The sequence below is a fragment of the Micromonospora sp. NPDC049523 genome (assembly GCF_040676775.1).
Taxonomy (GTDB): domain Bacteria; phylum Actinomycetota; class Actinomycetes; order Mycobacteriales; family Micromonosporaceae; genus Micromonospora_G.
Genome location: NZ_JBFAPP010000040.1, coordinates 1 through 22,725, shown reverse-complemented (window position 1 = coordinate 22,725; position 22,725 = coordinate 1). Strand labels below are relative to the sequence as shown.

Sequence of the window (22,725 nt, the reverse complement as noted above, 5' to 3'; positions counted from 1 at the left end):
GCTGCCCGCCTCGTCTCGACCGGATCTCGTTCGTTCAAGTTTGAACTACACCCTGAAACCAGGTGCGGCCCGCCCCTATTCCGGTTCCCGCCGACGAGTTCTCTACCCCTGCGGATCAGCTCCGGTATGCGCTGCTCCGAGCACTGCCGGTTGCGGACGGGAACGACCGTCCGTGCCCGGCGTCACCACCGCGACCCCGGCGTTCGGATCGACGGCGGGACCTGCCGCTCGGCGCAGCACCAGGGCCAGCCCGGTGAGGATGACACCGGCGGCGACCGCCTCGGTGACACCGACCCGCTCACCCAGGAACACCCAGGACGCGGCCAGCCCGAACACCGGCACCAGCAGGCTGAACGGCGCCACCCGGGCGACCGAGTACTCGGCGATCAGCCGGTTCCAGAGACCGAAGCCGACCAGGGTGGAGACGTAGGCGACGTACAGCACGGCGAGGACGGCGCTCCAGGAGAGCCCGGTGACCGCGTCGAGGACCCGGCCGGGCCCGTCCACCACACCGGCGAGCCCGAGCAGCGGGATCGGCGGGACCAGGCTGGACCAGACCAGCAGCGACAGCGGCCGGGTCTCGCCGCTGGCCCGTACCACCACGTTCGCCACCGCCCAGCTCACAGCGGCGGCAAGGGTGAGCGCGAATCCCACCAGCGTGGCCCGACCGCCGCCGCCGACCGCGAGCATCCCGATGCCGACCGACCCCACGAGTACGCCGGCCACCTGCCAACCGGTCGGACGCTCGCGCAGCAGCGCCGCCGCGAGCAGCACCGAGACCAGTGCCTGTGCCTGCAACACCAGCGAGGCGAGCCCGGCCGGCATCCCGGCGTCCATGGCGGTGAAGAGCACCCCGAACTTCAGCACGCCGAGCACCAGCCCGTACCCGACGACGTACCGCAGCCGGGCGGTGGGCCGCGGTACGAGCAACACCAGCGGCACCGCCGCGACGAGAAACCGGAGCGCGGTCAGGACCAGCGGCGGCAGGTCCCGCAGGCCGATGTCGATCACCACGAAGTTGACGCCCCAGATGGCGGCGACGAGCAGGGCCTGGAAGCGGTGGGTCATTCTCACCCGGTTACCGTCCCCCGGCGCAACCTTAAGGTCTAGTTCATAGTTCTTAACTGTCGCTGTAGCGTGGCTACATGGATCTGGACGTACGACGACTGCGGGTGCTGCACGAGGTCGCCCTCCGGGGCGGGGTGACCGCAGCGGCGGCCGCCCTGCACGTCACCCCGTCGGCGGTCTCCCAGCAACTCGTACAGCTCTCCCGCGAGGCCGGCTGCGAGTTGGTCGAGCGGTCCGGCCGGGGCGTGGTGCTCACCGCCGCCGGGCAGGTCCTCGCCGCGCACGCGGAACGGATCCTCGGCGCGGTCGAGCACGCCGTGGCCGGGCTCGCCGTACTCCACCAGCGGGTCGGTGGCACGGTCCGGGTCGCCGCGTTCCCGTCCGCCGCCGGAGCGCTGGTCGCCCCAGCCGCCGCCCGCGCCATGGCGGAACACCCGGACCTGGACGTACGCGTGATCGAGGCCGAGGACCAACAGAGCCAGCTCGACCTCCGCTCGGCCACCGTCGACGTCGCGATCCTCCAGGAGTACGACCACGTACCGGTGACCCGGATCGCCGAACTCGACCGGCACCCGATCACCACCGACCCGATGCACCTGATCACCCCGGCCGGCTGGGGGCGGGCGACCCGCAGGCTGGCCGACCTGTCGGACGTGCCGTGGGTGGCCAGCGCCGAACACACACCGTGCGGGCGCTCCACCCTGCGCGCCTGCCACCTCGCCGGCTTCGAGCCGGACATCCGGCACCGGGCGATCGACTTCGCCCTCACCCTCGACCTGGTCGCCGCAGGGCTCGGTGCGGCGCTCGTACCCGGACTGGCGCTGCGCAACGTGCCGGACGGAGTCGACGTACGTCCGCTCGACGCGCCGCTGACCGGCCGGCAGATCTTCGCGGTCACCCGCCCCCGTGGTGACGGACCATTGCGGCCGGCGATCGACGCCCTGCTTCGCGCGCTGGCCCCGACGCGGACCCGCGAGCCGGTGGGCTAACCGCCGGGCTGGTCCTTCGTCCGGTGCAGCAGCCAGTTCTGCCGGGTGTGGATCAGGGCGTAGCGGCCCGAGGAGTCCCGCCCGTGCAGGGTGAACAGCAGCCGGCGGTCGTTGCGGTCGTGCTCCTCCCACCAGCCCAGGTCGGCGATCGACTTGTCGGCGTCGGTGTAGGTCAGGTGGTCCAGGTCGTGGTCGGGCACCGCGACCGCCAACCGGTCACCGGAGGAGTCGGTGGGCAGACCCCTCGGCACCGCCCACGACCGGAGCACCCCGTTCTCCTCCAACCGCAGGTCGAAGTGATGGGTCGGCCGCCGGTGCTCGTGCAGCACGAACGCGGGACGGGCCGATTCCCGGTCCCGCCGCTCGTCGCCGTCCGGCCCGGTCTGCGTCGCCATGGGCAATGTCTACCCCGTGACCCGGCGGCGAATACCCCGGGTGCCGGTCGGGCCCCCCGACCCGACCGGCACCGGCTCGGTGGCGCCTCGGCTCAGCCGATGACGTCGTAGGTGGTGATGCCCTTGGACCCGCCGAGCACCGGACCGGCCTCCCAGTGCCGGCAGCCGGTGGTGGTCGGGTCCTCGGTGGGGCAGAACCTGTTGCCCGTGATCACCAGGACCACCGTGACGATCCGCCCCTCGGGCAGGTTCACGCTGGCCGCCGGCCCGGAGTACGGCGTCCCGCAGCTACCGCGGACCCAACTGCTCGGTGCCGACGCCGCCCGGGTCCACGTACCGAAGTCGTGGTCGTAGAGCCAGACACCACCGGACGCGCCACCCGAGACGCAGTTCCAGAGGTTGACGGTCTTGACCGAAACCGGCGGCGGGGGCGGGCTCGCGGTGGTGGCACAGATCTCGGGCGACGGGTCGTAGCCGAAGCCGGGCTTGATCGGGCCCACCTTGAAGCAGTACCGGGTCGAGGGTTGAAGGTTGTTCATCGTGAAGGTCATCGGCCCGGTGCCGGCGGTGCCGGGCGCGTACAGGGTGTTCACGCCGACGTGGTCGACCCGGTACTGGGTCTCGCCGACGGCGTTGTCGGTCCAGTTCAGCACGAGCGAGGTCTCGGTCACCCCGGTCACCGAGACGTTGGTCGGGCGAGGCAGCGCGGGCAGCGGCAGGTCCCGGCAGACCACCGCCGAGGTGGCCGAACCGTACGGGTTGTCGGCCCGGACCCGGTAGCAGTACAGGTTGCCCTGCGCCACACCGGTGTCGTCCCAACTGAACGCCGTCTCACCGTTGCGGTTGTTGCTGTGCACCTGCACCCATGGGCCGGCACTGCCGCCGACCGAGCGCTCCACCACGAAACCGGACGCGTTGGTGCTGTGCGGCTGGACGTACAGGTACATCGTCGGCACCGTCTGGGCGGCGTTGACCTGGAGGTCGGGCGCGGCCGGCGGGCGGCCCTGGGTGACCGTGCCGCAGCCGAGTTGGGTGTTCACCGTGCCGGTGCCGACGTTGATGCCGTAAACGCAGACGGTGTGCTGACCGGGTGCGGCCGGCACGGTGAGGTCGTAGCCGTGCGCCGCCCCGTACGCCGGGTACACCGCGGCGACGTCCGGGCGGCTGCCGCTGGCGTTGACCGTACGGACGTACGCGCCGTCGAGGTAGACGTGCACGTCGATGGGGTTCGCGGTGTCCGGGTCGATCGCCCAGCCCCGTACCAGCAGTCCGGCCGGGCCGGGCGACACCTCGTCGACCGATCCGATCGGATCGACGGATACGAGGAACGTACGGCAGATGGACTTGTCCAGGCCTTCGTTCTGGTTCTTGGCCACCGCGCAGACGGAACTGCCCGCCCGCGCCGGCACGGTGCCGGAGTACGCCCCCGTCGACGTGTTGGCGGCCAGCGTGGCGACGACCACGCCCTGGATCTTGATCTGTACCTGGACCGGGCCGGAGGCGTCGCGGTCCTTCGCGGTGCCGCTGACCACAAGACCGGCCGGCTGGCGGACCGGGGTGGAGAGGCTGATGGTGGGGCTGCCGAACTCGTCCTCGGTGTTGCAGATCGGGGGCGGGTTGGGCACGTTGCACACTGGTGCCGCGACGGCGGGGGTCGTGACGACGCCGACGAAGGCGGCGCTGAGCAGCACCACCGTCGCGGCGTTGACAAATCGGTTACGCATGGCGTCAGGATGGCGAGACCGAGGCTGTCCGGCGATGTTCCCGGTGAGTTCTGGACAGGGCCCGCGAGTCCGGCCATCCGCCTTCGGGCCCTCGCCGATGCTGTCAGAGTCATGGTGTCCGACGGATATCTCGGCAAGGAGTACCCACAGCCATGCCTAAAGCGGTCAAATTCGATGAGTACGGTGGAATCGACGTTCTACAGGTGGTGGAGGTCGACCGGCCCGTCCCCGGCGCCGGGCAGGTTCTCGTCAAGGTGGTGGCCGCCGGCATCAACATCGGCGAGTCGTCCATCCGGCAGGGGGCCATGGACAGCGTGTACCCGAGCACCTTCCCCTCCGGTCAGGGCAGCGACCTCGCCGGGGTGGTGGTGGAACTGGGGCCCGACGTGAGCGCGTTCGCGGTCGGCGACGAGGTGCTCGGCTTCAGCAACGATCGGTCGAGTCAGGCCGAGCTGGTGGCCGTACCGGCTGACCAGGTGGTCGCGCGACCGGCGGGTGTGTCCTGGGAGGCGGCGGGCGCGCTGGCCGTCGTGGGCACCACGGCGTACGCGGCGACGCAGGCGGTGGGCGCCGGCACGGGCGACACCGTGGTCGTCTCCGGTGCCGCCGGTGGCGTCGGTTCGATCGCCGTCCAGTTGGTTCGTAACGCGGGCGCGAGCGTCATCGGTCTGGCCGGGCCTTCGAACCACGACTGGCTCACCGCGCACGGCGTGATCCCGGTCGAGTACGGCGAGGGGATGGCCGACCGGGTCCGAGCCGCCGCCGGAGGTCAGGTCGACGCCTTCGTCGACACGTACGGGGACGGCTACGTCGACCTCGCGATCGAGCTCGGGGTGAAGCCCGACCGGATCAACACGATCATCAACTTCGCCGCCGCGAAGAAGTACGGCACGAAGACCGCAGCGAACAGCGAGGGGGCGAGAGCGGACGTACTCACCGAAATCGCCCAGCTCGTCGATCAGGGGCGGTTGGAGGTCCCGATCGCCCGTACCTACCCGTTGGACCAGGTCCGCGAGGCCTTCCGGGAACTGGAGCAGCGGCACACCCGCGGCAAGATCGTACTGATGCCCTGACGTGGCGAAGCTTGCCATCGCGGGCTAACCGCGTTATCTTGGCGGCAGTGCACCCCTGCGGGTGTCGGTGAAAGATTCCGACCCAGGGTGTGTGATTTCCTTTTCACGAGCTCGGCTCGCTTGATCAGTTCACATGATCACCGGCAAATCGATTCCGCCGGAGCTTACGAACCACTTCCGCTGATGCGCCGACGCGCATCCCGCCCAGGGGCAGGATCCCTAGGCCGATCAGCACCACCCCGCCCGCCCGAGCCATGCGGCCACCAGAGCCGGGCTCGCCCGAGTACCGGCACACCACCGGCGGATCGACGCCGGTTGCCGGACCGTTCGCCGGTGCGATCCGGCTCGGTACGCGGCGGACAACACCTTCCCAAGGAGAAGCAATGACTGCTACCGATTCGCTGGTAGACCAGCACTCCACCACGTTCAGCAACGCGTCCCGCCGGGGCAGTGGCGTCGACGACGCCCCCTCGGGCGGCACCGCCCGCCGGTCCACCCGGACCCCGCGCCGTGCCGACGGCCGCACCGGCAACACCAACAACGGCCGCCGCACCCGCACCACCCGGGACCGGACGCGCGGCGACAGCCAGGACGAGACCCGGATCGGCGACGACACCGCGCTCGTACCGGTCGCCGGGATCCTCGACCTGCAGGACAACCACGGCTTCATCCGTACCGGTGGTTACCTGCCCGGCCCGGACGACGTCTACGTCTCGATCGCCCAGGCCAGGAAGTACGGCCTCCGCCGGGGCGACGCCGTGACCGGCGCGGCCCGTCCCGCCCCCGACGACGACCAACGCCGGCACCAGCCGCTGGTCCGGTTGGACACGGTCAACGGTGCCGACCCGGAGGAGGCCCGGCGGCGACCGGACTTCTACAAGCTGACGCCGTTGTACCCGCAGGAGCGGTTGAGCCTGGAAACCGAGCCGAACCTCCTCACCACCCGGCTGATCGACCTGGTGATGCCGCTGGGCAAGGGTCAGCGGGCACTTATCGTGTCACCGCCGAAGGCCGGCAAGACCATGGTCATGCAGGCCATCGCCAACGCCATCAGCCGCAACAATCCCGAGTGCCACCTGATGGTGGTGCTGGTGGACGAACGCCCCGAAGAGGTCACCGACATGCAGCGGTCGGTCCAGGGCGAGGTCATCGCCTCGACCTTCGACCGGCCGACGCAGGACCACACCACGATCGCTGAACTGGCCATCGAGCGGGCGAAGAGACTGGTCGAACTCGGCCAGGACGTGGTGGTACTGCTCGACTCGATCACGCGACTGGCCAGGGCGTACAACCTGGCGGCGCCGACCGGCGGCCGGACCATGTCCGGTGGTATCGACTCGGCCGCGCTGCACCCGCCGAAGCGGCTGCTCGGTGCCGCCCGCAACATGGAAAACGGCGGCTCGCTGACCATCATCGCCACCGCCATGGTCGACACCGGCTCGGCGATGGACTCGGTCATCTTCGAGGAGTTCAAGAGCACCGGCAACGCCGAGTTGCGCCTGGACCGCAAGCTCGCCGAGAAGCGGATGTTCCCGGCGGTCGACATCCACTCCTCCGGCACCCGGATGGAAGAGGTCCTGTTGGCACCGGAGGAGCTGGCCATCATCGGTCGGTTGCGTCGGGCTTTCAGCGGCCAGGACGCCCAGCAGTCCCTCGAGCAGCTGCTCGACCAGCTACGCAAGTCCGGCAGCAACTTCGAGTTCCTGACCCGGATCTCGGGCGGCACCCTGCCGGCGGGCACCGCGTCGCGTACCCGGCGCTAGCCGGCCCGCTTCCCAGGGTCATACCGGCGCGGCGGTCAGCCGTGGCATCCCATCGATGAACTTGACTTGATTGAAACGATTCGTTAGCGTGCGGGTGCTATTGGAAAGCCCTTTCCTCTGCCCGGTGCGTCGCCCGGCACCGGGCTTTCCCGGGGCAGCGCGACCCCCAGGTCCGGGAGGACCAATGACACTCACCGCCGCCACCCAACCCGTCCCCGCCAACAGATCCCGCCGACACCGCCGCCGGATCGGCCTCGCCGTCGCCACGGCCATCGCCGTCGGCACCGTCGCCACCGTCAACCCGCAGCCGGCCTCGGCCGCCACCATCGACACCGGCGCCTACTACGTCATCACCTCGCGACACAGCGGCAAGGCGCTCGACGTCTACAACTTCGCCACCGGCGACGGCGCGCCGATCGTGCAGTGGGCCCGCAACGACGGAAACCAGCAGCAGTGGCAGTTCGTCGACGCGGGCAGCGGGTACTACAAGATCAGATCCCGGCACAGCGGCAAGTTCCTCGAGTTGCCCAACGCCAACGACGGCACCCAACTCGTGCAGAACGCCGACAACGGCACCACCCGCCAACACTTCCAGGTCGCCGACTCCGACGGCGGGTACGTACGCTTCGTCAACCGGCACAGCGGAAAGGCGCTGGACATCTGGGAATGGTCCACCGCCGACGGCGGGATCATCTCCCAGTTCCAGGACCTGGACGGCTGGAACCAACAGTGGCAACTCAACCGGATCGGTTCCGGCGGAGGTGGCACCGGCTGCGGCAGCGGCTCGTTCAACGCCGAGGCGGCGCTGAACGGGAGCACCTGGACCGCCCGCAACGGCGGCAGCACGGTCTACACCGGCAGCGACATGCGCTCCGCGATGCAGGCCGCGGTGAACAGCCTCTCCTCGGGGCGTACCTCGAAACAGCGGGTGGTCGTACGCGGCTCGGGGTCGATGAGCGCCGGATCGCGTCTCTCCCTGCCGAGCTACACCATCCTCGACGTCTGCGGCACGATCAACGTGACCGGATCCGGCTCCGGAGACCAGGCACCGGTGTACGCCCGAGGCGCCACCGACATCGAGGTGCAGCACCTGAACCTCACCGGATCACCCCTGTACGGAATCTTCATGCGCAACGTCGACAACCTGATCCTGGGCCAGATCGACATGCGACTGTCCAGCGGCCTCGGCGTACGGATCGACAACCACGGCGGGGACCGCGCGGTGAAAGTACGCAACATCCGGATCGACAACGTGTACGTGCAGGGCACCAGCAGCCAGGGCGTGGAGACGTACGGGGTGGACGGGCTGACCGTCGGCACCGTCACCGCCCGCAGCACCGGCGAATCGGGCCTGCTGCTCAACGACACGATCAACGCCACCGTCGGGACCGTCGACGCCGACAACGCCGGCACCGGCACCGGGTACGCGGCGTTCCGGATGGCGAACCGCAACGGCCGGGTCGGCAGCAGCTACCCGACGAACATCCGGGTCGGCACCGTGATCGCCCGTGGTGGCGGACGCGGGATCTTCTGCGTCTCGGAGAGCGGCGGTGCGGTCATCGACCGGGTGACCATCTCGAACACCGGCAACAACTCGATCCTGGTGGAGAACTGCTACAACGTCACGATCGCCGGGGTCTCCGGGACGGTCACCGGCGGCGGCGAGGTCAGGGTCGCCGCCCGTACGGAGTTCCCGATCTCCTCCGGCATCACGTTGCAGAACCTGACCGTGACCAACACGAACATCACCCAGAATCCCTGCGGTGGCGCCAACAACGTGGTCCGCAACGTGACCCGGGTCAACTCCACGTTGAGCTGGTGCTGAGCGGCTTCAGATGATGCTCTGACGCGTACGACGGAAGGCGCGTACGACGGAAGGGCCGCGGCCTGCCGACGGCGGGTGTGGCCCTTCCGGGCGTCAGGACGCGTTGCCGGCCGGGCCGGGACGGTAGCGACCGAGAGCCGATTCGGCCCAGGTGACGGTGTCGGGGTGGCCGAACAGTCCGGGCAGACCACCGGTGTGCAGGAAAACCGTCTTGGCCTCCGGGGCGATGTCCCCGTCCCGTACGGCCGCGATCAGGCCCGCCATCGCCCGGCCCGTGTAGATCGGATCGAGCACGATGCCCTCGCTGCGCGCGGTCAGTTCGAGCGCTTCGGCGGACTGCCGGGTGAGGTGGCCGTAGCCGTCGCCGACCTGGTCGCCCCGGATACGCAGCTCGTCGGCGGGGACACTCGTGCCGGCGACCTGACCGGCGAGGGCGGCGACCGCCTCTGCCGGTTCGGCCAGGGCGCCGACGTCGACGCCGAGCACCCTATCGGCACCGAGGGACACCACAAGTCCGGCCATGGTGGCGCCGGAGCCGAGCGCGACCACGACGACGTCGACATCGGCCACCTGGGCCAGCAGTTCCCGACCCGCCTCGACATAGCCGTACGCGCCGACGGCGTTGGAGCCGCCGAACGGAATCAGCTCGGGCCGTGCCCCGCCCCGACGCAACTCGTCGACGACCCCGGCGGCGACGGTGGCGAGTTGGCCCCGGTCCACGTCACCGGCCCAGTGGACCTCGGCTCCGAAGAGACCGTCCAGGGCCAGGTTTCCGGAGCTGGACCGACCCGGCTCGCCGGGGAAGACCAGCACCACCCGCAGACCGAACCGGGCGCCCGCGGCGGCGGTGAGCCGGGCGTGGTTGCTCTGCGGCGCACCGGTCGTGACCAGGGTGTCCGCGCCGTTGCCGAGCGCGGCGCCGACGGTCCATTCGAGCTTGCGGACCTTGTTGCCACCTCCGCCGAGACCACCGAGGTCGTCCCGCTTCAGCCACAGACCGCCGGGGGCGAGCCCGATGGCCTCGGCGAGTCGGGGGGCGGGCTCGACGGGAGTGGGCCAACTGCCCAACGTCACCCGCCGACCCGGTACCGCCACAGAGTCGAAAACCGTCATCGCACCTTCCCTTCCCCCACCGGCATCATCGCAGCCTGCGGCGGGCAGGTGTCGGTCGAGCTGTGGCGTTCCACTACCCCCACCAGGGTAGAAACTCGCCACAGCCCAGCCAGAGTCGGGTGGTCAGCGTACGTCTGGGGTCTTGTCGCGGAGTGCTTGCGCGACGGCGTCGCGGACCCGGCCGTCCTCGCGCTGCTTGCGCCGTACGCGGTTGCGGCGGGCGAGCAGGAACGCACCGACGACAACAGCGAGCAGTACGACGACCAGCAGCAACAGCTGCCACGGGGTGGCCCAGCCGTGCGTCGTGGCCTCGACCGGTTCGAGCGGGGTGGTGGAGCCCGACGCGTCGGTGAGCAGGGGTGTGAGGGTCACGGTCGCGGCCAGCCTGAGGGCGGGTGCCACACCGTGGACGGGTACGGACACCTCCCGGCTCTCACCCGGGAGCAGCTCCGGTGGCGACTTGATCTCGCCAGCGCCGACCCGCAGCCAGCCGAACGGACCCGAGACCGACACCGCCTGCTGGGCGGACAGGACCGCGTTGCCGCTGTTGTGGATCGTGTACGTGACGGTGGCGTCGCCCTTGGCGAAGGGGTTGGACGTACCGTCGTAGTCCACGTGCAGGTCCTCGATCGCGAGGTTCGGCTTGAGCTCGCCGCCGACCCGCAGCTTGATCCGGATGCCGAGGCGCCGGTCCACGTTGATGCCCGCCGCCTGGTCGGGCTGCGTCAGGGAGGTCAGGATGCCGCCCACGTAGTCGCCGGGCGTGGCGTTGTCCGGGACGGTGACCTTGAAGGGAACCTCGGCGGTCTTGCCGGGCTCGACGTGGACGCTGCCGCCGCCGGCCTTGACCCAGGCGCCGATTCCGACCGACTTACCGTCCTTGGCGAGCAGGTCGAGCTGGCCGGTGTCGGTGGTGAACCCGTCGGCGGCGTAGACGGTCAGGTCGAGCGCGACCGGGCCGTGGTTGGCGACGACCATGGCGTCGTCTACCGCGCCGCCGGGGTTGACGGCGTAACTGAAGCTGGACCGGTCGGCGCCGTAGCTGTTGGAGGCCGTCCTCACCGTCCAGGCGACGTCGCCGTCCGCCGCCAGGGCTGGGCCGGCGGCCAGGCCGACGACCGCGAAGACGGCGGTCAGGGCCAGGGCCGCGGTACGGAAAAGGGCGGCGACGCTGGTCTTCTGGAGCGTTGCGGACGATTGCATCTCGTGGTCCTCAGGGGATCTGGAGCGGGGTTGGAGCGGAGCGGCGGGGTAAGCACCCGAAGGTGCCTACCCCGCCCGGTGAAGCGGATTCGATCAGCTGCTCAGCGCGGTGATCGTGAGGGTCGCGCGGTAGCTGCCCTTGTCGATGCTGTCCGGGAACTTCAGGCCCAGGTCAGCGCCGAGCTTGGCCGAGCCACGGGGGTGGCCCTGCTCGGCCGAACCGAGGCCGCGCGAGACCGACAGGCCCTGGCCCTGGTCGTCGTAGGAGGAGAGCACCGGGGCGCTCGCCTGGGCACCGGCACCCGCGTCGAGCACGTACGGGGTCCAGCCGAGGTAGGAGCCGGAGAACTTCTTGTCGGCGTCCTGGAAGTCACCCACGCTGGCCGAGATCGACCAGGGCGAGAGCGAGCGGCGGCTGTCCGAGACGATGATCGGGTTGATCTTGCCCGCCGCCTCGAAGTGGTCGCCGTTGACCTCCTGCGCGGTGCCGAGGTCCACCAGGCCGTTGTTGCCGTCGATCGTCCAACCGAACTCGCCCGGAGCCACGTTCGGCACGTTCACCTGGAGGTCCTGGCCGTCGGCGTGGTACGGGTGCACCGAAACCTTGTCGACGATGGAGCCGACACCCTGGTCGCCGTTGGCGGCGCTGCGGATGTTCTCGACGACGAGCTTGTCGTTGCGCACCTGGACCTTGACGTAGGTCCGGACGTGCTCCTGGTTCTCGACCGAGTTGTACCAGTAGTTGTCCGGGTTCAACGGGTCGGCGCCGTTGCCCGCGCCGCTGGTGCCGCTGCTGTCCGGCTTGGTGATGTCGTAGTACTTCGAGCCGGAGGACGAGTTCGCGGTCACGTAGAGGACGCCGCCGGGGCCGGCGACGACGTCTTCGGCACCGGGCTGCTCGCTCGGGTCCGCCTTCTCGCCGTTCTTGATCAGGTAGCTACGGGAGTAGCTGTGGTCGTGGCCCTGCAGCACCATGTCCACGCCGAGCTTCGAGAACGTGGTCGGGAAGTCGACCCGACGCGCCTTGTTGTCGCCGTCCTTGGCGTGCGAGGCCGGCGAGTAGATCGAGTGGTGGTAGACGAGCACCTTCCACTTGGCCTCGGTGCCGTGCTGGTTGATGACGTCGGTGACGTACGCGGTGTGCGCCTCGTCGCCGCCGCCGCCCGAGGAGGTGGCGTAGCTGTTGCTGTTCAGGTCGATGAACAGCACGTCCTTGTAGATGTACCAGTAGTCGCCACCCGAGGTGTTGGAGGCCGGGTTCCCGTTGGCGTAGTACGGGGCCGAGCGGTCCGTGTTCGGGGTGAAGTGGTGCTGTTCCCAGGCCTTGCCGCCGACGTCGTGGTTACCGATCGTGGCCGCGACGGGGTACTGGCGGAGCTGGTCGGGGGCGAGGAAGGCGTTCCACTGGGCCTCGGTGTTGGCCGTCTCGACGTGGTCACCGCCGGACACCAGCATCTCGATGTTCGGGTTCGCGGTGAGCGCGACGTTCAGGGTGTCCTGCCAACCGGCCTGGTCCTTGGCGATGTCGCCGGAGGAGCCGATCTGCGGGTCGCCGAAGAACAGGAAGTCGTAGTCGCCCTCGAAGTCCTGCGTCTTGAACGAGTACGCCGGGGACCAGTTGCCCTCGGAGCCGACACGGTACGAGTACGCCGTGTGCTCCTTCAGGCCGGTGATCGTGGCGTGACGGTTGAAGCCGCCGCTGGTGGCGATGTTCGCCCCACCGGTGGCGTCGAAGCTGAGGGCGCTGGCCGGGAACTCGCCGTTGACGATCTCGGCGGTCGGGGCCAGTTGGATCTTCTGCGCGGTGTCGGCCGAGGAGTACCAGGTCACGATGCGCTGGGTCTCGTTGGCGCCCACGCCGAGGACGATGCCGGTGAGCGAGGTGGACTCGGCCGCGCTGGCGGCGGACGCCAGGCCGCTACCGGCGGCTACCGCCAAGCCCAGGAATGCCGCGGTGGCCCCGGTGGCCACACGTCGGCGCACAAGCCCGGAGGCTCGTGTCGTGTTGCTCGATGTCATCGATTTCCGTTCCTTATTCGATAGAGACATGGAAAGCTTTCCAATAGATATATGGAAAAGCCTGTCCCGATGACGGGGAATCGCATCTCAAGCTTTACCCAGATGGTGAACCGGTCATGAACGTGATCTTGCGGATGCCTGGACTTTCCGAGATACCTGGACTGACTCAGGACGCAGACAGGCGTTCGACGAACCAGATCAGCCCCATGATGGACACGCCCGCAGAAACGACGCCCGTCGCCCAGAGTCCGAGTTTCGGCGCACGGCGCCGCAATACGATCAGCAACGGGAACACCACCGCGATGATCGTCAACTGCACAGTTTCGATGCCGACGTTGAACACCAGCAAAGACCACAGCAGAGTCCAGGACCACGCTTCGTCGATTCCCAGTGCGCCCGCGAAGCCCAGGCCGTGTACGAGACCAAAGCAGAACACGACCGCGAGACGGATCCAGCCCCGGCGGTCGAGACTGAAGTGACCTCGGCCAGCCGTCTCCAGGTCGGTGGCATGGTCACCGCGTCGCCAGATCCCCCACAGGTGCCAGCCGGCGACCACGGCGATCGACAGCGCGATCACTGGTTCCACGACACTCGCGGGCACGTCGACCAGGCCGAGGGCGGCGAGCATGAACGTCACCGAGTGCGCCAGGGTGAAGCTGGTGGCCGCGAGCACGATCTCGCGCAGGCGCCGCGACCCGGCGATGAGCGCCAGCAGGAACAGGATGTGGTCGATCCCGGTCAGCAGGTGCTCGGCACCCAGGACGAAGAACTCCCGGAACCGCTCGTACCAGGCCTGGCCGGTGGAGAAGGACGGGTTGGCCGAGTCGAGCGCGGCAGAGCCGGAACGGCCGTCGATCTCGTACGTGACGATCGTCTTGGTGCCCTTGACGTAACCCTCCCCGTCAGGGAAAAGACCGCTGCGCACCTCGTGCGCGTCGGCCCGCGCCGGGCAGGTCCAGTCGAACAGCAGATCGGCGTACGGCACACCCTCCCGCTCGGACATGGCCGCGTCGCCGACCTGCTTTGCCGTGCAGGCCTGACCGTCCGAGGTCACCGAGAAACGCTCGGTGACATATTTGGTGGCCGACTCCGTATGGGTCCTGAGCGCCGCCGCCTGCGCCCCGGTGTCGCCCGCGTCGAATGCGGCGGTTCCTTCCCGGAAGAGAGAATCGTCATCCTCGTAGTCGGCGGCGGACACGACGAACAGGTCGTATTCGAGCCCCAACTTCGTCCGTATGTGACCCTCGTCTCCCGCTGTGATATTCGCGTACACGGTGGACGAAAATCCATGGGCCAACGCAGGTACGGCGTTCAGAATGGCGATTACCGCCGCAGCGATCCCGACAACGGTGACGATAACGGTACGGCGGACGGGTCTCATCATGCGGCTCCCTCGTAATGGCCAGTGCACGTTGCATGGCGAGGGTTAACACCAGCCCGACCACTGGCGAACCGCTGGAAAACAAACTCCCGGAAGAACGGCCCGCCGGCCGACCCCGGAAGTAGTTGGGATAGGAATACAAAGAACTACGCGCACCTTCCGCCACCACCGAAGAGGACGATCACTTGCGCCCCCCGTTTCGGGCCGTCGCCACGTTGGCCGCGGTCGCCGCCTTGGTCACCGGATGCGGCTCCGGCGACGACTGGTCCCGGCCGCATCCCAAACCCAGCGCCATCGGCACTCTCGGCCCCGGGTTCGTCGACCCGTCCGCCCCGCCCGCCCCGGAGGCGACCGTCACGCCGCGACCGGGCTCCTGGACTGGCGTCCACCCGTCGAAGGGCTATCGCGTGGTGCTGCTCACCGCGGGGGACGACAGCCCGACCAAGGCCCTCGTAACGGCGGTCAGGGACTGGGCCGAGGAGGAGGACGTCGACCTCAAGACGGTGACCGCCGACCCGCACGATCCCGTCACCAGCATCACCAAGGCCCTCGGCATGGCCCCGGACCTCATCGTCAGCGCGGGCAACGACCTCATCGACCCCCTCGCCCTGGTCGCACCGAGCCACCTGTCACAGCAGATCCTCGTGGTCGGAGCGGAGTTGGCCGAGCCCACCCACAACGTCACGTCGGTCGACTGGTCCGGAGCGTCGTTCCGTGGCGAAGGGCTCGGCGCTTCCTCGACGTACGACCCCACCTCGTTCACCGGCGAGCGCTGCGCCGCCGCCATCAGGGCGGGCGTCGCGGCCGTACTCAACGACCTGACCGGGATCGTGGTCTGGCTCGACCAGCTCTGACTGCCTCATGTAACCCATGTATGGAAAGGCTCGACGCTTTCGTCGATAAGTACGAGAGGATTTCATGATCGGCCGTTCGGCCAGAAATCGTTCCATGGGTCGATCTCCCGATCCAACCGCCCGTACGCTCCGGGAGCTTCACCTGTACCCCCACGGGAGGACCTCTCTTCATGCGTAACACCAATGCCCGGCGTTGGCTCGCCGGGTTTGGCGTCGTCGGCGCGCTGGTCGCCACCGCGGCTCCCGCGAGCGCCGCGCCCGAGCAACCCAGCCTCGGCGTCTACTTCCTGGACAGCACGATCGCGGCGGACAGCCCGGGCATCGTGGATTCCCCGATCCTGTACGGCTCCGAGCCGCTCGCCCTGCACGGCGTCAAGATCACGTACGACTTCAGCAACCTGGCCGGCAAGGTGCAGATCTCCAAGTCGGGCGCCGGCTCCGACACGTGCACGCCGGCCGGCTCCAACCGCCTCGTCTGCTCGTACGCGCCCGAATGGGAACACGTCGACTACGTCGACGAGTGGGGTGCATCCGGGCTCTACGAGGTCAACATCGCCCCCGCCGATGGCGTCAAGGACGGCGTCGAGGGCACGTTGAAGGTCAGCTTCGACGCGGCCGGCTTCGACACCGTCACCCACGAGTCGCGGATCCGGATCGGCGAGGGCGTGGACCTGGCCGCGGGCGCCGAGCAGCAGGCGACGGCGCAGCCGGGCGGAAAGTTCACCAGCCCCGCCACCGTCCGCAACGTCGGCGAGACCACGGTCACCGGCACCAACGCGCTCTTCTTCAACGACTACGCGATCCGTGCGGACAAGCAGTTCAGTAACTGCACGTACGTGGAGGACGAACTCCGTTCCTGCTACTTCGACCAGCCGCTGGCGGCTGGCAAGTCGTACACCGCGACCCTGCCGTACGCGCTGGGCGCCGACACGTACGCACCGGGCGGCGCGTACGGCGAGGTTTCCTGGCTCACCGCGGCGGAGTTCGAGGACTTCACCGCGTACACCAAGAGCAACGGCGTGGAGATCGGCAAGCCGGGCAACGGCGGTGAACTCACGTTGGCGGAGGTGAGCAGCGCCAGCGCCCGCAGGGCGCAGGCCGACACCGATCCGAGCAACAACTGGAGCCACCTCGAGGTCACCGTCACCGGCAAGAACGGTGCCGACCTCTCCGCACTCGGCGCCAGCATCTCCGGCGAAGCCGGCAAGGTCGTCCCCGCGACCATCGGATTCCAGAACAACGGCCCGGCGACGATCGACGCCAGCCGGCGTGGCGGTGCGGTCACCAGCGTGGACGTCAAGGTGCCGACCGGTACGACCGCGGTCACCGTGCCCGAGGACTGCGTCCCGTTCAAGGGCGACGAGTTCGACTGGGAGAACCCGGGCAAGGCCGGCGCGACCGACTACCGGTGCTACTCCGAGTCGATCAGCATCGCGGGCGAGAAGCGTACGTTCGACTTCGGCTTCCGCATCGACCAGGTGATCGCCGACGCGACCGGCCAGGTCACGGCCAACCCGAAGTGCGAGTGCGAGAGCTACTTCTCCAAGGACCTGGACTCCTCGAACGACATCGCCAAGATCCTGGTCAACGCCACCGGCAACGGCGGCGACGGCGACGGTGGTGACGGCGGCACCGGTGGCGGTGACGGCGGCCTGCCGATCACCGGCGCCTCGGCCGGCCTCATGGCCGGTGTGGGCGTACTGCTGCTCGGAGCCGGTGCAGTCGGCTTCGTGCTGGCCCGGCGTCGTCGGATGCGCTTCGTCGCCTGATCCAAACCTGTTCACGCACGCCCCGTTGGCCGCTGACCGGCCGACGGGGCGTGCCCCGTTTCCGGACTCCCGCCCCTACCCGAGCGGGAAGGTACCTCGTACCGGAGACGCACGCCTGACGGGCTACCGACCCCTACTCTTCGTCGGCCGGAGGCGTCGGGCGGTACTCCGCGATCCAGGCTTCGATCTCCGAAGCGAGCCAGACCTTCATCCCGCGTAACTCCTGGTACGGGGCAGGGAAGGTCGGGTAGCGAACGAGCTGCTGGAACCTCTGCCGCGAGACGCCAAGACGCTCGGCGATCTCGAACGGCCCCATCAGCGGCCCCGGTCCGCGCTCCATAGATCGAACCTAGGCAGCCGCAACTCTAGTCAATTGGGTATAGCCATTTGACTAGCGGAGCCCTAGAGTCGGGTCTATGAGCCCGCACTCTCCGTTTCGCGCCCTGATCAGGTGGCTCCCGTGGCGACGCAGGCGGTCCGCCTTCTACAGGGCTGTCTTCCCGGTCGCCCCGCCTCCGGCGATACCCGAGCCCTATGACCCGGTTTCCTGGAACAACGCCCGGACGGATCTCTACCCCCGGATGACCCTCGGTCAGCGCTACGGCTACGACGTAGCGCGAGCCCTGGTGGGACGGAGGTGAGCGCGGAGCTACCGCCGGCTATCCCGATGAGCTGGCCCTCGGCCGTACCCGGCAACCCCTTCCACGTTCCCGGTCGTCCGCACTGGCGGTGCATCCGCTGCGGGAACGAGTGGCCGTGCCCGACCGCGAAGACCGAACTGCTGACCGGCTACCGGGGGATGAAGCTCAGCCTCAGCATGCTTCTCGCGTCGCAGTGGGTCGACTGCCTCAACGACCTCTGCGCCCTCAACCCCTCCAAGGGGGAGACTCCTTCAACCCGTGACCTCTACGAACGGTTCTTCAACTGGGCAGAGCTGGGCGTCCCGGACTAGCCCTAGACACAGAAGCACCCTCGGCTCCTACAGGCTGGGGGTGCTTTCGTATCCAGACAGCGAGTAGCAAGCGTGGCGGGCGGCACTGGGCTCACATCTGCCGCTTCAGGATCTCGCCACCCACAACCGGGATCGGCTTCTCCACCTTCAGGAAAGTCACTTACACCATAGGCGAGGTAGGCGCCGATTCCTCACAGACTGCCCGGTTCTCGAAGGCTCGGACATCGCCGGGGCCGTCCACAGGCGCTGGATGCACTCCTCGCCCAAGGACGTGGAAAACGTAGCCCTCTACCTCGCCGTGGGAAGCTTCGGTTTCCCGGTAGTTCGGGGTGGTACAGGTCGACCGACTTTCGGATCTTGAGGGACCCCTCGCGGCAATTACGTGCAGCGAGTTGATCGTGACCGAAGGTCAGACGGTGTAACCGGAGATGGCTAGACACAAAGAAGCCCTCCACCAGCCGATATGGGCTGCTGGAGGGCTGTTTGTGCGCCCGAAGGGACTCGAACCCCTAACCTTCTGATCCGTAGTCAGATGCTCTATCCGTTGAGCTACGGGCGCAGGTGCTCGATCAGCATACACAAGCCAATCTCGCGCGGAGACTCCGGGATTCGAACCCGGGAGGGGCTTTAAGACCCCAACCGCATTAGCAGTGCGGCGCCATAGACCAGACTAGGCGAAGTCTCCCCGGTGGTCATCAGACCACCGCCGACCGAGAATACAGGTCCCGTACCGGGCGAGGCAAAGCGAGTATCCCGCGCGGCGTACGCGACGCGCCGCCGAGCACCGCGCGGCGGCTCGTACGGGCGAATTTTCCGGGAGGTGAACCTCGATGAACCGGACTAGGCTCGCTGGGCATGGAGGAGCAGCCGCCCACCGACCCCGCGCCCGGCCGCCGACCGCAGGCGAAGTCGACGCCCCGCTCCCGTACGCCGAAGGCAGCTTTCACGGCCCCGCCGCAGCCAGACCCGCCACCACCGACCGCCGCACGTACGGGCAGGGCCGCACCGGCGGTGCTCTTCCAGCCGCCGGCCGATGAGCAGCCGGCGCGCCCGGCGCCGCCTCCCGTCGAGCCGACCCGGAACCCGCCCGTCTCCGAGGCCACCGGTGATGCGGCGACCGATCAGCCCGAGCCCTCGACGGTCGAAGCGCCCCGCAAGACGAGCGCCCCGAAAAAGTCGACCACCCCCGAGACCACCGCCGCCAAAAGCACCACCCCCAAGGCGGCGGCCGAACCCAAGAGCGCCACCCCCAGGACCGCCGCACCCAAGAGCGCCACTCCCAGGACCGCCGCGCCCACGAGCAGTCCGCAGAAGACGACGGCGTCGAAGAAGGTCGCCCTGGAAGAGCCGAGCGAGCCCGGGGCCGCCACTGCGACCGACCCTTCCTCGCCGCCGCCTCCGATCACCCCGACAGGCTCAACAGGCCCGACAGGCTCGACAGGCCCGGTCGCCGTTCCGTCATCCATGGCCGAGCCAGCGCCGGTCAAGCGGGCCGCCCGGAAGACCGCTGCCACGAAGACGACGGCCGCCGCCACAAAGGCAACGAAGGCTGCGAAGGCTGCGAAAGCGACCAAACACACCGAGCCACTGGCCGTGCCCACCCAAACAGCCCCACCCCCGCCCGAACCAGCAACCACCAGACCGCTGACCACCGGACCGGCGACCGCCGAACCGGCGACCGCCGAACCGACAACCGCCGAGGCGCCGGAGGCGGAACAGCGGGCGTTGGTGCGTACGCCGGAAGCAGGCCAACCGCCGATCACCGCGCGCCTGTTCGAGCATCCCGGCTTTGCCCCCGAACTGTTGGCTCTTGCCGCCGTACGGGCGCTGGGGCCGGCGGCCGCGGCCTGGGCGGCCCGGACCAGGGCGAGTTATCCCACCGCGACCCCGGACGGCCTGGCTCGGCTGGTCACCACCCGGTTCGTCCGGCTGGCCGGTGCGGGCGGCGCGGCATCGGCCGCTGCCGGCCTGTTCGCACCGCTCGCCGAGCTGGCCGCGGTCTCCTGGACCCAGGCCGAGCTGGTTCTGCACCTCGCGGCCGCCTACGACCGCGACCCGACCGATCCGGAACGCGCAATCGACCTGCTGGTCCTGGCCCAGGTGCACCCGGACGACGGGAGTGCCCGTGATGCGCTCGCCGCCGCGGTCGCGGCGACGCCGGACGGGGACGGTGGCGGTCTGCACCGGTTGGCGGAGGCGGGCTGGCGGCTGGCCGCACCGCTCGCGGCGCAGGCCGGTGGCTGGGTGATGCTGCGGTTGGCGGCCCGGCTGCTGCCCGGAGCGGCGATGCTCGCAGCCGCCGCGGGCGACTCGGCCGCGGCCCAGCGGCTCGCCGCCCGAGCGGTGACCCGCTACCGGCTGCCAGCCGCACGACAGGTCTGACGATCGACTACAGCCAGTCGAGCCAGCTCGACGGTAGCGCCGAATAGCCGACGAAAGCGACCACGTCAAGCAGCGTGTGGGCGACCACGAGCGGGAGCACCCGCTTCGTCCGCAGGTAGAAGATGCTGAAGATCACACCCATGATCGCGTTGCCGATGAACGCGCCGAAACCCTGGTACAGGTGGTACGAACCGCGCAGCAGCGCGCTCGTCGCGATCACCGCGCCGACCCGCCAGCCGAGGTCGCGCAGCCGGGTCACCAGGTAACCGACCACCACGATCTCCTCCAGGATCGCGTTCTGGGCGGCCGCGAGCACCAGCACCGGGACGGTCCACCACAGGTCGGGCAGGGCGGCCGGAACCACCGAGACGTTGATCCCGAGTTTGGCCGCGACGTAGAACAGGCCGAGTCCGGGCAGGCCGATCAACGCGGCCAGGCCCGCGCCCCGGGCCAGGTCCTGGCCCGGCCGGTGGGCGTCCAGGCCGAGGGTCAGCCGGGCATCGCCCCGGTCCCGGTTGAGCAGGTGTACGGCGAGCAGCACCGGAACCAGCGCGAACGCGATGTTCAACAGCTGGTACGTGAGGTCGAGCCAGGGTCGGGCCGACTGGGACGCGTTGAGTGTCGCGGTCTGCTGCGACAGCGGCCGGTCGGCGGTGAGCCGGCCGATGATGTTGACCATCGCGTAGATCGCGGACTGGCCGAGGGAGACGCCGAGGACCAGCAGCACCTCGGCGCTGATGGTCCGGCGGGACACCGGCCTGGCGAGCTCAACCGTCACCCGACCACTCTGCCTCACGCCACCGCGACTCGACCTCCCCGGACCCGAAAGTTCCACGCGCCACCCCCGCCCCGGCGTCGATCGCACATTCTGTGCGACCAACATCCACGGAGAGTGTCCATCCTGATCGAGACGGACAGCCCAATGGTCCCGCCATCCGATCAGCTCGCACGTGCGCCGGCCGCACGTCGTCATCGAGAAGGGCGCAATGGACAACCTGGCGCAGGTGTTGAAGGAGAGTTGGACCCTGGTCGAAGAGGATCGGGGCAAGATCGCCGCACATTTCTACGCCCGACTCTTCCTCTCCAACCCGCAACTGCGTGAGCTGTTTCCCGTACAGATGGACGGCCAGCGGGACCGGCTGCTGGAAGCGATCGTCACCGCGATGCAGACCGTCGAAGATCCGGAGCGGTTCGACGCCTTCCTCCGCGGGCTCGGTCGGGACCACCGGAAGTACCACGTCAGCGACGAGCACTACGCGCTCGTCGGCGAGGCGCTGCTGGTGGCGTTGCGGACCGCCGGGGGCGAGCAGTGGACCATCGAGTACGACCAGGCGTGGCGCGACGCGTACGCGGTGATCGCGGAGAAGATGATCGCTGGTGCCGCCGACGACACGAACCCACCGTTCTGGCATGCCGAGGTGCTGACCCACGAGCGGCGGGGCCGGGACGTGGCCGTCTTCACCTGCCGCCCGCTGCAGTTCCCGCTGCCGTACCGAGCCGGCCAGTACGTCAGCATCGAAGTGCCCCGCTACCAGCCACGATTGTGGCGTACCTACTCGGTCGCGAACGCGCCGACCGAGGACAACGTGATGGAGTTCCACGTCCGGGCGGTCGGCGCCGGTTGGGTCTCCAGCAGCCTGGTCCGCAAGATCAAGCCGGGGGACCTGCTCCGGTTGGCGGCGCCGATGGGGTCGATGGTGCTCGACCGGAAGTCGAACCGGGACATCCTCTGCGTCGCCGGTGGTGTCGGTCTCGCCCCGATCAAGGCACTGGTCGAGGAGTTGACCCTCTACAACCGCACCCGGTGGGTGCACGTCTTCTTCGGCGGCCACAGCCAGGACGAGCTGTACGGCCTCACCGAACTCTACGAACTCGCCGCCCGGCATCCCTGGCTGTCGGTCCTGCCCTCGTGCAGCGTCGACGACGGTTTCACCGGCGAGCGCGGCGACCTGGCCGAGGTGCTGGCCCGGTACGGCCCCTGGACCACACACGACTGCTTCGTCTCCGGCTCGGCGCCGATGGTCCGTTCGATCCTGCGCCTGCTGGCGCAGCACGACGTACCGCCGGCCAACATCCGCTACGACACCTTCGGCGACATGTAACCCCACCACCCCCCCCCCCCCCCCCCCCCCCCCCCCCCCCCCCCCCCCGCGCGGGGGGGGGGGAGTGGTGGTGTGGGGGGGGGAAAAAAATAATTAGAATAAAAAACAAAAAA

Annotated in this window: 18 protein-coding genes, 2 tRNA genes and 1 pseudogene; 9 read left to right on the top strand and 12 right to left on the bottom strand. The window is 69.0% G+C overall.

Annotated features, from left to right (window positions below; genetic code table 11):
* Positions 1-102 precede the first annotated feature (102 nt).
* Positions 103-1,068: an EamA family transporter gene (locus AB0J90_RS34440; protein WP_363603288.1), complete on the bottom strand. Its 966-nt coding sequence runs from the start codon at positions 1,066-1,068 to the stop codon at positions 103-105.
* A 77-nt stretch (positions 1,069-1,145) separates the two neighbouring features.
* On the opposite strand from AB0J90_RS34440, the gene AB0J90_RS34435 reads away from it, so the two are divergent.
* Entirely contained in the window at positions 1,146-2,057 is a 912-nt protein-coding gene (locus AB0J90_RS34435) for a LysR family transcriptional regulator (protein WP_363603276.1), read from the top strand.
* On the opposite strand, the gene AB0J90_RS34430 is transcribed toward AB0J90_RS34435, so the two are convergent.
* Together AB0J90_RS34430 and AB0J90_RS34425 are read right to left on the bottom strand one after the other, a co-directional pair.
* Complete coding sequence (locus tag AB0J90_RS34430; RefSeq protein ID WP_363603275.1) at positions 2,054-2,452, bottom strand: DNA polymerase ligase N-terminal domain-containing protein; 399 nt, start codon at positions 2,450-2,452, stop codon at positions 2,054-2,056. The genes AB0J90_RS34435 and AB0J90_RS34430 overlap by 4 nt on opposite strands.
* Before the next feature lie 92 nt (positions 2,453-2,544).
* Positions 2,545-4,176, bottom strand: coding sequence for a fibronectin type III domain-containing protein (locus AB0J90_RS34425; protein ID WP_363603274.1), 1,632 nt, complete (start codon positions 4,174-4,176; stop codon positions 2,545-2,547).
* A gap of 203 nt (positions 4,177-4,379) precedes the next feature.
* On the opposite strand from AB0J90_RS34425, the gene AB0J90_RS34420 reads away from it, so the two are divergent.
* The 3 genes and pseudogenes from AB0J90_RS34420 (at position 4,380) to AB0J90_RS34410 (ending at position 8,837) form a co-directional block, all read left to right on the top strand.
* The gene (locus AB0J90_RS34420) at positions 4,380-5,249 is read left to right on the top strand and encodes an NADP-dependent oxidoreductase (RefSeq protein ID WP_363603273.1); all 870 of its coding nucleotides are present in this window, start codon (positions 4,380-4,382) and stop codon (positions 5,247-5,249) included.
* A 593-nt stretch (positions 5,250-5,842) separates the two neighbouring features.
* Positions 5,843-7,012 (top strand): annotated as a pseudogene (rho, locus tag AB0J90_RS34415) (transcription termination factor Rho); the annotation flags it as partial.
* Between the two features lie 184 nt (positions 7,013-7,196).
* Complete coding sequence (locus AB0J90_RS34410; RefSeq protein WP_363603272.1) at positions 7,197-8,837, top strand: RICIN domain-containing protein; 1,641 nt, start codon at positions 7,197-7,199, stop codon at positions 8,835-8,837.
* A 93-nt stretch (positions 8,838-8,930) separates the two neighbouring features.
* Here AB0J90_RS34410 and AB0J90_RS34405 read toward each other — a convergent pair whose 3' ends face one another.
* From AB0J90_RS34405 to AB0J90_RS34390, 4 genes are all read right to left on the bottom strand, one after another.
* The gene (locus AB0J90_RS34405; RefSeq protein ID WP_363603271.1) at positions 8,931-9,950 is read right to left on the bottom strand and encodes a D-cysteine desulfhydrase family protein; all 1,020 of its coding nucleotides are present in this window, start codon (positions 9,948-9,950) and stop codon (positions 8,931-8,933) included.
* A gap of 123 nt (positions 9,951-10,073) precedes the next feature.
* Positions 10,074-11,153, bottom strand: a complete 1,080-nt coding sequence (locus tag AB0J90_RS34400) for a DUF916 domain-containing protein (RefSeq protein WP_363603270.1) — start codon at positions 11,151-11,153, stop codon at positions 10,074-10,076.
* Between the two features lie 93 nt (positions 11,154-11,246).
* Positions 11,247-13,136 (bottom strand): metallophosphoesterase family protein, encoded by a 1,890-nt coding sequence (locus tag AB0J90_RS34395; protein WP_363603269.1) that lies wholly within the window; start codon positions 13,134-13,136, stop codon positions 11,247-11,249.
* Between the two features lie 202 nt (positions 13,137-13,338).
* Entirely contained in the window at positions 13,339-14,556 is a 1,218-nt protein-coding gene (locus AB0J90_RS34390) for a HupE/UreJ family protein (RefSeq protein WP_363603268.1), read from the bottom strand.
* Positions 14,557-14,738: 182 nt separating this feature from the next.
* On the opposite strand from AB0J90_RS34390, the gene AB0J90_RS34385 reads away from it, so the two are divergent.
* Together AB0J90_RS34385 and AB0J90_RS34380 are read left to right on the top strand one after the other, a co-directional pair.
* On the top strand, positions 14,739-15,407 hold the full coding sequence (locus tag AB0J90_RS34385) for a hypothetical protein (protein ID WP_363603267.1): 669 nt from the start codon (positions 14,739-14,741) through the stop codon (positions 15,405-15,407).
* Positions 15,408-15,577: 170 nt separating this feature from the next.
* On the top strand, positions 15,578-17,176 hold the full coding sequence (locus AB0J90_RS34380) for an LPXTG cell wall anchor domain-containing protein (protein WP_363603266.1): 1,599 nt from the start codon (positions 15,578-15,580) through the stop codon (positions 17,174-17,176).
* A 133-nt stretch (positions 17,177-17,309) separates the two neighbouring features.
* Here AB0J90_RS34380 and AB0J90_RS34375 read toward each other — a convergent pair whose 3' ends face one another.
* Positions 17,310-17,516 carry a hypothetical protein gene (locus AB0J90_RS34375; RefSeq protein WP_363603265.1) on the bottom strand — a complete coding sequence of 69 codons (207 nt, stop codon included), beginning with the start codon at positions 17,514-17,516 and terminating at the stop codon, positions 17,310-17,312.
* Positions 17,517-17,843: 327 nt separating this feature from the next.
* Here AB0J90_RS34375 and AB0J90_RS34370 point away from each other — a divergent pair, with 327 nt between their 5' ends.
* Positions 17,844-18,128: a hypothetical protein gene (locus AB0J90_RS34370; protein ID WP_363603264.1), complete on the top strand. Its 285-nt coding sequence runs from the start codon at positions 17,844-17,846 to the stop codon at positions 18,126-18,128.
* A 486-nt stretch (positions 18,129-18,614) separates the two neighbouring features.
* Here AB0J90_RS34370 and AB0J90_RS34365 read toward each other — a convergent pair.
* From AB0J90_RS34365 to AB0J90_RS34355, 3 genes are all read right to left on the bottom strand, one after another.
* Positions 18,615-18,687: transfer RNA gene (locus AB0J90_RS34365), tRNA-Arg, on the bottom strand.
* Between the two features lie 35 nt (positions 18,688-18,722).
* Positions 18,723-18,813, bottom strand: a tRNA-Ser gene (locus tag AB0J90_RS34360).
* Positions 18,814-19,249: 436 nt separating this feature from the next.
* Positions 19,250-19,729, bottom strand: a complete 480-nt coding sequence (locus AB0J90_RS34355) for a hypothetical protein (protein ID WP_363603263.1) — start codon at positions 19,727-19,729, stop codon at positions 19,250-19,252.
* Between AB0J90_RS34355 and AB0J90_RS34350 the strand changes: the two genes are divergently transcribed.
* Positions 19,722-20,510 carry a hypothetical protein gene (locus AB0J90_RS34350; protein WP_363603262.1) on the top strand — a complete coding sequence of 263 codons (789 nt, stop codon included), beginning with the start codon at positions 19,722-19,724 and terminating at the stop codon, positions 20,508-20,510. The two genes, AB0J90_RS34355 and AB0J90_RS34350, sit on opposite strands and share 8 nt — an antisense overlap.
* Positions 20,511-20,517: 7 nt before the next feature.
* Here the strand turns inward: AB0J90_RS34350 and AB0J90_RS34345 are convergent, their stop codons facing one another.
* A complete protein-coding gene (locus AB0J90_RS34345) occupies positions 20,518-21,288 on the bottom strand; it encodes a CPBP family intramembrane glutamic endopeptidase (protein ID WP_363603261.1) in 771 nt (256 codons plus the stop codon).
* A gap of 208 nt (positions 21,289-21,496) precedes the next feature.
* On the opposite strand from AB0J90_RS34345, the gene AB0J90_RS34340 reads away from it, so the two are divergent.
* Positions 21,497-22,612, top strand: a complete 1,116-nt coding sequence (locus AB0J90_RS34340; RefSeq protein WP_363603260.1) for a globin domain-containing protein — start codon at positions 21,497-21,499, stop codon at positions 22,610-22,612.
* Positions 22,613-22,725: the final 113 nt, after the last annotated feature.